Source organism: Spiroplasma poulsonii, assembly GCF_009866525.1.
Lineage (GTDB): Bacteria > Bacillota_I > Bacilli_A > Mycoplasmatales > Mycoplasmataceae > Spiroplasma > Spiroplasma poulsonii.
This window is the reverse complement of the sequence record NZ_CM020866.1, coordinates 1465386-1477387: the sequence shown is the minus strand read 5'-3', so window position 1 is coordinate 1477387 and position 12002 is coordinate 1465386. Positions and strand designations below refer to the sequence as shown.

The window sequence follows — 12002 nt, the reverse complement described above, 5'->3', positions numbered from 1 at the left end:
AATAAAAAAGGGTATCGCAAGAAGTCTAATGCAATGAGTAAGTATGATCATCGCCAACCAGGAGTTGTTCCAGCGGTTTTAAATTTCAATGAAGTTGTTGGAGAGTTAATTAGTGATGGAATTCATGTCAATGAAAATATTATTAATTTAACTTACAAGATTAAAGGAGCAACGGGCATTGCGTTAGTGACTGATGCGATGCTTGCGAAAGGGCTTCCTGATGGGGAATATCAATTTGGACCTTTGCCAGTTGTTAAAACGGGGCAAAAAGTTGTTATTAAAGGAACGGAGACAATTGCTGGGTCAGTGGCAACATATGATTATTGTGTTCGTAATTTTCATCATTTTACTAATTGCTCATTACAAGAATTAGCATTGGTTGCTAGTACTAATATTGCCAAGCAATTAGGAATTTTTGAAAAGACCGGTTCAATTGCTGTTGGCAAATTAGCGGATTTAGTGGTGTTGGATGCAGAATTAAAGGTTTTAATGACATTATGTGAAGGTGAAGTTGCTTATTCACAATTGAAATTCAAGCAATAAAAGAAGTTTTTAGGTTATAGGATATAATAAGACAATAGTAAGAAATGAGGTTAAAAAAATGAAATTAATTGTTGTTGAAGATGAAAATGCAATTGGAAAGGTTGTTGGGCAAATTTTTGTCAATACAGTGCAACAAAATCCAAAGATTGTCTTTGGATTAGCAACTGGTTCTTCACCAGAACCAATTTACCAGTATCTTATTGAAGATTATCAAAAAAATAAGACAGATTGAAGTAAAGTGACAACTTTTAACTTAGATGAATATGTTGGTTTAGAACCAACTCATCTTCAAAGTTATCGTTATTTTATGAATGAAAAGTTATTTGATCATCTTAATATTGATAAAAACCATACGTATGTTCCATTGGGAACAGGTGATTATGTTGCTGGGGCAAAGGAATATGATGCTTTAATTGCTAAAGCGGGGGGAATTGATTTACAACTATTAGGGGTTGGAACAAATGGTCATGTTGGGTTTAATGAGCCACTAGCTGATTTTAATTCCTTAACAGGTGTTGTTGATTTGGTAGAAACAACAATTCAAGCAAATGCCCGTTTTTTTGCTTCAGCAAATGAAGTACCAAAACAAGCAGTATCAATGGGAATTAAATCAATTTTAAATGCTAAAAAAATTATTTTAATTGCCAATGGTTCAAACAAAGCACAAGCAATTAAACAATTAGTTGAAGGAGAAATCAATAATTTATGACCATGCACCGCTTTACAAATGCATCAGGATGTTACTGTTGTCGTTGATAAAACGGCGGCTGGTTTATTACAATCTCACGGAATTAACATTAATTAATGGATTAGAAAAAAGTTTTCACGACTATTGAAATTAAAGTTGTTAAAACTTTTTTTGTGATATAGTAATTTTGCTATTTACTAACAAAAAAAGTAATAATAATTTATTAATTTAATAATAATATTAAAATTTTCAATAAAAATTGTATTTTTTGCTTAAAACAAGGGAGTGGAAAGATGAAAAAGCTTTTAACGCTTTTAAGTGGTTTAACATTTATTAGTACAACGAGTCTAGGGGCGATTGCTTGTAAACAAAATAAAATTACATCAATAAATCCAACAATAGAAGTTGACAATGAAAAAGAAAAGAAAGAACTTGAAAAGCAAGAAAAGAATTTTAATGAAAAAATTAATTCTTATTCTGAGACAAATCCAATGATTTTAGATAATGAAAATTATAATGATATTAAGGCAGATGATGTAATTAAAAAATTATATGATGATCACTTTGCAGATATTAAAGATGAATTAGCAAATAACGCCCGCTAACTTTAAAGAAATTACGGCTGATGAAGCGGGGCGATGAAAAGCACATGGTCATTTACAATTAACCGCAAAATTTAAAGGGCATGATTTAAAAAACAATAAAATAGCTGAACAAAAAAATACAATTTTTTCAGTTTACTTTATGACTAATGTTTTAAATCTTAAAGAAGTTGAAACAATAAAGAAAAATATAACTAATTTAGATGGTGATAATGAAAGGTTAAATGTTTCATTACTTGTAGAAGCATCTGTTTTTAGTAACATATTAAAACTATTAACATCAGTTAATAGTTTAGGCCCTTTGCCAACAGTAATTCCGACCAGTTTTAATGAGAGTGACCCTCATTGAAAACAATGAAATGAATTTGTTAATAGTTTACAATTAAGTTCTGAATTTAGTAAATTATTAAGAGAAGACTATAAAGAAAGTACTTTTTCGGGTGAAACAAAAATAATAACGGGTCTGACAATAACATATCAAGGTAAATATCTTGATATTTTAAATGCGTTATTACCAAATGTTATTAACTTTAATAATTTTCTGCAGCAAGAAAAAGATATTAATAATTCGGATAATAAATTACTTTTATTAGGGAAATATTTATTTGCTAAACCAAAAAATATTAATAATGATGGTTTTTTAAGCGTTAATAGTAAAATCAAAAATAAAGCAATTAAAAAAGATGACGAATTTTTAAAGTTTAATACTAATCTTGAATCACTTTTTCATAATATTTTAGAAGGTTGACAAAATAAGAATGGTGAATGGTCATCTGCTGATGAACCATTATTATTAGAAACCTTAGGTTCATCAAAAGATGTTGCTAGTGGTAAAGTTAAATATAATAAACCATGAGAACAAAGTGAGAATGAATCTAAAATTAGTTATGCAATGACATAATTACTTGAAATTAAAAGAGTTAAAGATTCGTTTAGTAATTTATTTACAAAGAGTTTAAATGAAAACTGGGGCATAACTATCACAATTCCGAAGGCAATTCTTGGTAACGAGGATTATCATTATAATTTTATAATATTATCTAGTGATACAATTAAGAATTTGTTAACTGAGGCTGTTTTTAAAAAACTTGATTTAATAACTAATGAAAGTATTTCAATCACAGCAACCTTTACTAAAAAAATGATATTTGAATATTTGGATAAAACAACTAAACAATTGTAAACTGTAAAACGAAACGCGCTAAAACAACTCTTATTAAAGGGTTGTTTTTTTATTTGTAAACCCATAATTATTAATTAATTCAGAGAAAGGACAGCATCTTAAGTTCTTAAAATAGAAACTTTTTATCACAACTTTTATTAACTTTTTAAAAGTTGTATTACACATTTGTTAAATATCTTAGAAATCTTTACAAAGTGTACCTGTTTTTTCTCCTAATTTAAGGTGTTGTCTTTTCTCTGTTTCAATTAATTAATTTTGCTAATAAATAAAAAAATAATACCAAAGAAAGGAATGAGTAATGAAAATTAATAAACAAAAACAAATTTGCGATATTGATAATTGCTATAAAGCAATATCATTCATTACCGAAGAATTTGTATCAAATAAAGTTTTATGAACTTGTGAAAAACATAAAGATTTATTAAATCATACAAAAGATAAAAACCAAAAGCTGTTTTATAAACGCTTAGAAAATTCAAAAATTATCTTTGATTATGAAACTGGTTTGTTAAAACTTTGATTTTATAAAACAACTTAATGCAGTGTGGGACGGTTATTTTAAATAACTAAGTGTTTTTATTCCACGTGAGGCGGTCTAGCCCAGCGGTAATCAGTCCGGAAATAATAGACGCTTTAACAAGCGATAGTCGTGATAAGTGCGAGGTCAACATCAAACGACAATAAATATTGAGATGGCCACTTTATAAATAAATTTGCGATAGATATTATCCCATTAGAGGATGACAGAGGTTTTAAAAACCGCAAAGTCAGCATTAGGCTCTTCAAGGTGCAAGTGAATTTATTTTAAAAACTGAACGCTTTGACCTGAAATGGTGCGGATGAAGAGAGAGAATTCTCTGGCATTATCTTATAAAAACAACTGTCGATTATTAAACATTAAACAATAAAACATACCGCCACCACTCACCCGCAGTGAAGCGAATGGCGTAGTAAATAAATAGATAAATACTTAATTATATAACTAACTCTCGCTTTGGCACTTTCACTTGGGAGTGAGTGCCAGCGAGTTAAAAATAGGAGGTAAATATGACAATCAAAAATCTAATATCAATATATATGTACAATGATTTTTGTATTAATATATTTGATAATAAAACAGGGCAAAAAGAAAATATTAATGATGATATTAATTTAATTAAAAATGAAGAAGCATATTTATTAAATCAAGAAATAATTTATTTTGATGTTAAAGAACAAAAAGGAAGAAAATTAATAGAAATATTAATATCAAAAAATGAGGTAAATTAGTATGTGAAAAGATGAAAATGGTTATGTTTATACAGAAGAAGACTTATTCAATATTGCATTAGAAGAATGTCATTCAGAAGAAAGTGCTTATGAATATATTGATAATTTAATTGAAGAAATGGAATTAGAGGAAATTTAATTATGGAAGATTTAAAGTTAAATAATGAAGTTAAAAATATTACTTATCCATTTTATTTAAAAGGAAATGATTTTAAAGAATTAAGTTTAAAAGCATTACCAATTAAAAAATGAATTGATGAAAATGGACAAGAATTAGCAGAATTTATATATCGACAACAAGCTTGATTAATGAATGGAGGATATAAATCACAATCACTAAAAGATTTAAAATTAGTAGTTTCAAAAATTGATTATGTTTTTAGAAAACCATTAGAATTAATAAAAAATTTTAAAGATGAATTAAATTTTATTAGAAAAGATATTTTGAATTTAGAAAATAATATTAAGAATAATCATGATTCTTTAAAAAATAATGTTATTAATATTCAATTTCAAAAACAAAATGAAATTATTGAAAATCATAAAAAAGAACAATTTTTAGAAATTAAAAGTATAGCAAAACAAGAGCAAGAATTAAAAATTATTACTAGTAATTTTCGTAAAGATAAATTATTAATTAAAGATATTGAGGTTATTGGTATTAATGATGATTTTTTACAAAAAGCCGATAAATTAGAACTTATTAATCTTATTAAAAATTATTTAACTATTGATGAACAAATTGTTAAAAATGAAATTAAAGATCAGTGAGATAGTAATAAAGATATTAATTTAATTGGGGTTAAAGGTATTAATTTTAAAATAAATAAAGGAGAAAAATAATATGGCAAATATTGTTGAATTTTTAAGAACAGATAGAACAACAGAATGAATAAAAAGTAAATTTTCTAATGAAAATGAAATTGCAAGATTTAAAAGTAATATAATTGCAATATCAAATAGTAATGAATTATTACAAAAAGCCGATCCAAAAACAATTATGACTGCTTGTTATCAAGGTGTTTTATTAAATTTACCAATGGAAAAACAATTTGGTTATGCTTATGTAGTACCATATAACACAAAAATAACAAGAATTATTAATGGTCGTGAAATACAAGAATGAGTTAATCAAGCACAATTTCAAATGGGTTATAAAGGTTATATTCAATTAGCCCAAAGAAGTGGTCAATATTTAGATATGTCAGTATCAGATGTAAAAGAAAATGAATTAGTAAATTATGATCGTTTAAAAGGAACTAGTTTTAATTGAATTCAAAATGAAGATGAAAGAGAAAAATTACCAATTATTGGTTATGTAGCATACTTTAAAATGGTTAATGGTTTTGAAAAAACTTTATATATGACCAAAGAACAAATGGAAAATCATTTTATGAAATATTCTAAAACTTATGCTAAAAATAAATCATTTTATATTGCTAGTTTTGATGAAATGGCCCTTAAAACCGTATTAACATCATTATTAAGAAAATGAGGTATTATGTCAGTTGAATTACAACAAGCATATAAATCAGATCAAGCAGTTATTACAACTAATGATGAAAAGATTTATATTGATAATGATGCTACTTTCACTCAAAATAAGGGGCATATTAACGATGAAATTTTATCAAATAATATAAAATTATATACCCCACCTAATGATGAAATAGTGGACATAAACGATAATGTAGTTAAAGAAGAAGATATTTCAAATGTAGTACCAACAGTTAATAATAATAACGATGAGGAATGAGCCACTTGATAAAAATAGGTATTGACCCATCAGGAACTGGTACTACTGCTATTGTTATATATGAAGATAATAAATTAATTAAACAAAATGAATTTACTAGTAAATATTGAAAAGAACATTATAAATTTATTGATGAATTTATAGATGAATATTTATATTCAGATTATTATGTAAAAAATAAAGGTGAACTTTTTCCAAAAGGATTAAATATTGAAGATTGTTTATATACATCTGCTAATGCTAGTAAAGATAGAGATGATTTATTAAGATTACTGGGTGCGATTGAAAATACTTGAGTTAGTTATAATTGAGTATCACCACGCCATACTAAATCAGTTGTTAAAAATATGGAAAATTTAAGTAAATATAATGATAGTTCTGTATGAAAATATGAAAAAGATATTAATTTAACTTATGAATATGGTAAAGGTTGAAAAAATAAGAATGAAAAAATAAGTAATCATTTACGAGATGCCATTATTATTGCTAATTATGAGAGTTAATATTATGAAACATTCATATAATCAAAAAACTGGAAAATATTATTCTTGCAAAATTAGGAATGTTAATATTTACTTAAATAAAAACGAAGAAAAAGTTTGAAATGAATTAAATTTTAGTACTTATTCTCAAAAAATAGAATATCTTATTAACTTTTATATAACACATGATAAAGGAAATAAAGAATATAAATAATTATATTTTATGTTATCGCTATGAACAAGGTAATCGCCCTTGTAAAAACCCTCGTGGTGAATATATAATTGGGATTGATAAACAAGATGTAGATATTAATTCAACTGAATACTGAGAATATTATAAAAATAATTATGGAGAAAATAATTTAGTTATTTGTAAAGTTAAAAATTTAGACTTAATATTAGAAAATAAAAAATAACCAATTAAGGTTATTTTTTTTAAATACTATTTGTTAGTTTTTTAATAGCATCTTTTTGTTCTTGTTTTTTATCGTTTACTTTAACTTGTTTTTTAACATTTTTAATTTGACCTGTTTTTAATGCTAATTCAGTTGCATAATCAGGTCCTCGTAAATGTTTTTCGTGGGCAATAACAGCAGTTCTTAATTCTCTAATTTCTGCTTTATATTTTTTAATTTTTTTAGCAGATAATCCAAGAATACCAAGACTACCCATTCCACCAGCACCCGCTAATACAAGTAAAGCAATTACTATTTCATTACTAATTTCCATTTCTTTATTTCCTTTCTTATCCTTACTCAAACAGTGGCCATCCATTCTTTCAGAACAAAATAATTTATAAATTAAACTATATAACCACCCAAAAATATCAGCCACCCCTATATATAGTCTATTTTAAATTTAATTCTTTGTTATTTTCATTTTGTATATTTTTTAATTTTTCTTCTGTTATGCCATCTAAATTATTTCATTGTTTTGCTATTCGTGGTTGAATAACACGCGGATTAATCCGACAATCTAAACAATGTCTTAAATGGTCTTTTTTTCATTTTGATTTATCAATTCAAATTATAATTAAAGAAATTATTAAAGTGATTAAAGGTAAAATTGTAAATACTAATCCCATTTTAGAAACTTTTAATCGTGGTATATCAATTTTCATATCTACTTTGGGCTTACTACTAGCAACAAATATTCCTTGAATTCCATGTGTAAATAAAGGTGTTAATAATATTGCTATGCCATTACCTCAATATTGACCATAATTATATCAATCAATTTTATTCTTAATACCATCAATCATCCCATATTCTAATCAACAATTTAATGCTAAAAATATTAATGTATAAAAACTAACTACTCAACTACGAATTTTATATTTTCTTTCTCATTCTCTAATATCTTTATGAGTTCAATTATAAGTTGGAATAGGGTCTTTTTTAAATCAATTTCAAGGTAAGGCACCCTTTAATCAAGTTGTTTTATCTTGTTTCATTAATTGCCCCCTCTAAATTACTTTTTTTCTTTCAATGTGTAAATAAGAAATTGTTCCATCAAATCTACCAGTATATATAGCAATAATTCCGTCATCTTCTAATTCTACACGATGAGAAACAGGACTTTCTAATTCAGCAGACCCAATAGTTATTTTTCCTATAAAATTTTTGTATGTTGCTAAATAATAATTATTTTGATTACTTGTTTTAATTCAAATATTATATTTATAATTTTCTTTATCTCAATTATTTATTTGATAATCATACCTTGTATTATCTAAATCACTTGTATCAACAACTTCTCAATCATTTATATTAATCTTAATATATTCGTTATAATCAATTTTACTAAAATCATTAATAATAGGATAAGTAATATTTATTGAATTATCTGTTTGTAATCGCTCTTTTAATCAAAATAATAATGTTGGATAAAAAGTTTTTTTACTAATATGTTTATATTCTTCTTCTCATGGATGAGCATAATTATCTAAACTATAATTATAAGGTCTAGATACTGTTTTACTAGATATAATATCAATTATTTCACCTGCTAATTTTAAAGCATTTTTAACATCACGAGTAATATTTTCATTTGCCTCAGGGTCATTAGTTTGTGAATATGCTACACCACCTTGTGAAAATGAAGCACTACCAGTTAAATCATTAACTCCTTTGGGTAAATATCAATTAATAACTGCTAATAAACAAGCAGATTGAATATAACTTAATCATTTATCATATTCAATTAAACCAGTATTATCTTTTTTTACTCATGGAAATAAATCTTTTTTATTTATTTTATCTGAAATTGTCCCACCTGATAATCTATCCATTCATAAACTAGTTTTTAAAATAGCATTATAAATTAAATTATCATTATAAGCAGATTTCTTTCTATCATTAGTAGGTTGTCAAAGTTTACTTGCTTTAACATCTTCAACTGTTATAAATAACAAATTACTTAAATTATTTTCCATATAAAACACCCCTTAATTGATTACGATATTTATTTTTTAAATTATTTGGCTTATAACTATTAACTCTTGTTTTTGTTTTCTTAATTGTTTTGATAGTTTGATTGGTTTTGTAAAACATATTTTTAACTGGTGTTTTATATAAGTTTTTAATATTTTTAACATCACTTTTTCGCTCTCGATATCATTTTTTATTATTAATTTCACCAGCAAAATTAAAGTTAAAATGTCCAATCTTTAAATTATTAATAAACTTTTTAATTTGTTGTAATTTTTGAACTGTTGGTAATGTTAATTTAGTAGTTCCTTTGGGATATTTTTCTTTTAATGCTTTTGGTAATCGTTTTTTAATATAATTTCTTAAATGACTAGGTAATCATTTTCTTAATCAATAACGTCAAAATAAAGTTCCTGCATTAGATACAGCATTACTTAATAATTTTCAAATTTCAACTGGAACACTAGGATAAACATAGGGTCCATAAAATTTTGGATGTTTTGCTGTTTTTGTATATATTAAAATAGTTAAATTACCTGTTAAAGTTAACTTATTTGTAATATTAAACATTCCACTATCAAGTCAACTACTATTTAAAGGTTGTCAATTAGTATTTAGATAATTTTCATTTTTAAATTGTTCTCTATTTTTAATATTATTATCTTTTTCTAATTGACTTAATATTTGTTGTATTTCTTTTTTATGACCTTTTTTAATTAAATCTAAATAAGTAAATGGATCTAATCATTTATAAATATCTTCAATCTTATTTGTAATTTTTTGTAAGGGATTAGAATAATATGAAGCAAATTTATTAACCTTATTAATTAAATTAACAAATTTATTTATTACTAACTTATTACCTAAATTTTCTGTTAATAAAGTTAAAACGCGTAATATTAGTAAATTCATTGTTTATTAAGAATTTTTAATTATAACATCAATCGGATTTGTTTGACCAGTGGCCTTGTTTTTACCCTCAATTTGAACTTCAACAGTTTTATCATTTGTAATATCTATTGGTCAATCTTCACCCTTAGCTTCAATAAAGTAATCATAATCATTCTCAGTTAAAGAACTATCTACGGCTTTAATTGCTTTTAAAACGACAGCTTTAAATTGTGGTTTTAATTGTTCGGCTGTTGTTTGAGTTGGGTCTGTAACGTGAATAGTTGGTTTATCTAATTTATTAATTCCATTAATATCAATTTTATTTGATGATGGAATTACATAATCAACAGGAACTCTAAATGTTTTATTAAGATTACTTTTAGCAGTATTAATTTCATCTTGGGTTGGCGCTTTTTCTAAAATAATTTTACATGTTTTAGGATATAAAATAGTTGGTGTTGCATACTGCACTTTACCAATTCATTTAGGGTTAGCAGTATCATTATCTAAAACTTGTTGAATAGTATCCATATTAATTGGATATGCTCATACTTGTTTATTAATAATTAAACCATTTACATTAGTAAAATTATAACCTTTATCACGGTTAACTTGTCCTTTTGTATATGTTTTTTCTAAATGAAAACTTTTAGATACAGGAATACCCATTGCAGTATTTTCATATAATTCACCATTAACCATTGCTTTTAATTGAGCTTGTGAACCAATTACTTTTAAATAAGCTGGTGTTAATCCTAAATAGGCTCTTCTACCTAAAACCATAAACATTTTATCGGTTGGTAAACCAAAATATAAATTACTAATTTGATTTGTTAATTCAATCAAAGTTTCATTTAATGTAAAGAATGCTTTATTTGCATCATCAGCATTTTCGGCTGTATAACTACGAAATGGAATTACTTCATATTGACCATCTGCTAAGCAATAATCATAAATAGCCTGAATTAATTCACATTCTAAATTAACAAATTTATTTTGTACAACACTAGAAATAGCATCAGCAATAACACCATTTTTAATATTTTGTTCTATTAATGCTAAGTCAAAAGCCTCATTCATTAATTTTAAATTAAATCTTTTATCAATAGGTACTGGAATTCTTGTTAATCCCATAGTTTGAGTTGTCCCACCATTTGGTAAAGTATAATCATTTTGTCATACCACACGATGAGTTAAATTATATAATGCTTGTCCTGCATTAGGTAATCAAGCAACTTGTTCCGCGGTTGCAGTAGCATATTGCATAATGCTTGCATATTCGTTATATAAAGGTCCGCGCAATAAAGCATTGACCATATCAACATAGGCTTTTTGACCTGTTGTATTACCTTGTAATGTAAAAGGTACTTGTGGCAAATTAATTGTTGCCATAATATTTCACTCCTTATTATCTAAGGTTTTTAAGCGTATAATCAGTTAATTTTTTAATTTCTTCTGGAGTATATGCTCCTTTTTCTTTAATAATTTCAATTTCATTATTTTTATTTTCAGTTGATTTTTCAATCATATCTTTAATAAAATTAGTTGGTGAAACTGAGGGTTGTTCTTCAACAAACAAATCAGGTTTTAATTCTTTTAAAGTTTGCATTTTTTCAGTTAAAGAACTACCACTAACTTTATTTAAATTAGTTTTAATATCTTCAATTTTAGTCGATGGAACATCTTTAAATGCTTTTAATTCGTCTAATTCATTAGCAACTTTTAAATACTCTTCTTTTGAAATAGTATCTTTTCGTTTTTGTATTCCCTCAATAATTTTTTTTGTTTCATTATGAAATTCATTTAATATATTATCTGCTATTTCTTCACTTAAACCTTGTTCGATTAATTGTTCTTTTGTAAGTGCCATTTTATAAACCTCTTTTTTTTATTCTTGTTCGAATAACAAGTCAGCATAAGTATTTTTAAGGCGGAAAGCATAAACCGTAAATTACTTTTTTGTTAAAAGGATAAACCATTAATTTAATTATATACTAATAGTTTACTAATACAATACTTTTTATTAATAAATACTAAACTTAATATGCTTGATTGCTAATTTAACCTTTAAAACGCGTCATAATAGTCATTTTTCAAGATAAAATTTTGTAAATAATTCCTAATTTTGCTTGTATGTATATATATATATATATATAATG

18 protein-coding genes are annotated in these 12002 nt (G+C 25.4%); 12 read left to right on the top strand and 6 right to left on the bottom strand.

Annotated features, from left to right (window positions below; translation table 4 throughout):
* Positions 1 to 33: 33 nt before the first annotated feature.
* From MSROBK_RS08345 to MSROBK_RS08290, 12 genes are all read left to right on the top strand, one after another.
* A complete protein-coding gene (locus MSROBK_RS08345) occupies positions 34 to 543 on the top strand; it encodes an amidohydrolase family protein (RefSeq protein WP_227991209.1) in 510 nt (169 codons plus the stop codon).
* 58 nt (positions 544 to 601) lie between these two features.
* Positions 602 to 1348, top strand: coding sequence for a glucosamine-6-phosphate deaminase (nagB, locus tag MSROBK_RS08340; protein WP_040093973.1), 747 nt, complete (start codon positions 602 to 604; stop codon positions 1346 to 1348).
* Positions 1349 to 1524: 176 nt separating this feature from the next.
* The gene (locus MSROBK_RS08335; protein WP_040093971.1) at positions 1525 to 1836 is read left to right on the top strand and encodes a lipoprotein; all 312 of its coding nucleotides are present in this window, start codon (positions 1525 to 1527) and stop codon (positions 1834 to 1836) included.
* A gap of 139 nt (positions 1837 to 1975) precedes the next feature.
* On the top strand, positions 1976 to 2734 hold the full coding sequence (locus MSROBK_RS08330; RefSeq protein ID WP_040093969.1) for a hypothetical protein: 759 nt from the start codon (positions 1976 to 1978) through the stop codon (positions 2732 to 2734).
* Between the two features lie 580 nt (positions 2735 to 3314).
* The gene (locus MSROBK_RS08325; RefSeq protein WP_040093964.1) at positions 3315 to 3554 is read left to right on the top strand and encodes a hypothetical protein; all 240 of its coding nucleotides are present in this window, start codon (positions 3315 to 3317) and stop codon (positions 3552 to 3554) included.
* A gap of 509 nt (positions 3555 to 4063) precedes the next feature.
* Entirely contained in the window at positions 4064 to 4285 is a 222-nt protein-coding gene (locus tag MSROBK_RS08320; protein WP_133165075.1) for a hypothetical protein, read from the top strand.
* Position 4286: 1 nt separating this feature from the next.
* Positions 4287 to 4424, top strand: coding sequence for a hypothetical protein (locus MSROBK_RS08315; protein WP_157944246.1), 138 nt, complete (start codon positions 4287 to 4289; stop codon positions 4422 to 4424).
* 2 nt (positions 4425 to 4426) lie between these two features.
* Positions 4427 to 5128 carry a hypothetical protein gene (locus MSROBK_RS08310; protein ID WP_040093959.1) on the top strand — a complete coding sequence of 234 codons (702 nt, stop codon included), beginning with the start codon at positions 4427 to 4429 and terminating at the stop codon, positions 5126 to 5128.
* 1 nt (position 5129) lies between these two features.
* Positions 5130 to 6053: a recombinase RecT gene (locus MSROBK_RS08305; protein ID WP_052443531.1), complete on the top strand. Its 924-nt coding sequence runs from the start codon at positions 5130 to 5132 to the stop codon at positions 6051 to 6053.
* Entirely contained in the window at positions 6038 to 6544 is a 507-nt protein-coding gene (locus MSROBK_RS08300) for a hypothetical protein (RefSeq protein ID WP_133165074.1), read from the top strand. Before MSROBK_RS08305 ends, MSROBK_RS08300 begins: the two co-directional genes overlap by 16 nt.
* Positions 6534 to 6737, top strand: a complete 204-nt coding sequence (locus MSROBK_RS08295) for a hypothetical protein (RefSeq protein ID WP_105629002.1) — start codon at positions 6534 to 6536, stop codon at positions 6735 to 6737. The genes MSROBK_RS08300 and MSROBK_RS08295 overlap by 11 nt, the downstream gene beginning before the upstream one ends.
* On the top strand, positions 6709 to 6939 hold the full coding sequence (locus MSROBK_RS08290) for a hypothetical protein (protein ID WP_105629001.1): 231 nt from the start codon (positions 6709 to 6711) through the stop codon (positions 6937 to 6939). Before MSROBK_RS08295 ends, MSROBK_RS08290 begins: the two co-directional genes overlap by 29 nt.
* A 19-nt stretch (positions 6940 to 6958) precedes the next feature.
* Here MSROBK_RS08290 and MSROBK_RS08285 read toward each other — a convergent pair whose 3' ends face one another.
* From MSROBK_RS08285 to MSROBK_RS08260, 6 genes are read right to left on the bottom strand one after another with little or no spacing between them, the layout of a single operon-like run.
* Positions 6959 to 7357: a hypothetical protein gene (locus MSROBK_RS08285; protein ID WP_133165073.1), complete on the bottom strand. Its 399-nt coding sequence runs from the start codon at positions 7355 to 7357 to the stop codon at positions 6959 to 6961.
* Positions 7358 to 7370: 13 nt separating this feature from the next.
* Positions 7371 to 7976: a hypothetical protein gene (locus MSROBK_RS08280; RefSeq protein WP_040093947.1), complete on the bottom strand. Its 606-nt coding sequence runs from the start codon at positions 7974 to 7976 to the stop codon at positions 7371 to 7373.
* Positions 7977 to 7988: 12 nt separating this feature from the next.
* On the bottom strand, positions 7989 to 8957 hold the full coding sequence (locus MSROBK_RS08275) for a hypothetical protein (RefSeq protein ID WP_105629000.1): 969 nt from the start codon (positions 8955 to 8957) through the stop codon (positions 7989 to 7991).
* Positions 8947 to 9864 (bottom strand): hypothetical protein, encoded by a 918-nt coding sequence (locus MSROBK_RS08270; protein ID WP_040093943.1) that lies wholly within the window; start codon positions 9862 to 9864, stop codon positions 8947 to 8949. The genes MSROBK_RS08275 and MSROBK_RS08270 overlap by 11 nt, the downstream gene beginning before the upstream one ends.
* A 6-nt stretch (positions 9865 to 9870) precedes the next feature.
* Complete coding sequence (locus tag MSROBK_RS08265) at positions 9871 to 11235, bottom strand: hypothetical protein (protein ID WP_040093941.1); 1365 nt, start codon at positions 11233 to 11235, stop codon at positions 9871 to 9873.
* A gap of 16 nt (positions 11236 to 11251) precedes the next feature.
* A complete protein-coding gene (locus MSROBK_RS08260; protein WP_105628999.1) occupies positions 11252 to 11713 on the bottom strand; it encodes a hypothetical protein in 462 nt (153 codons plus the stop codon).
* Positions 11714 to 12002: the final 289 nt, after the last annotated feature.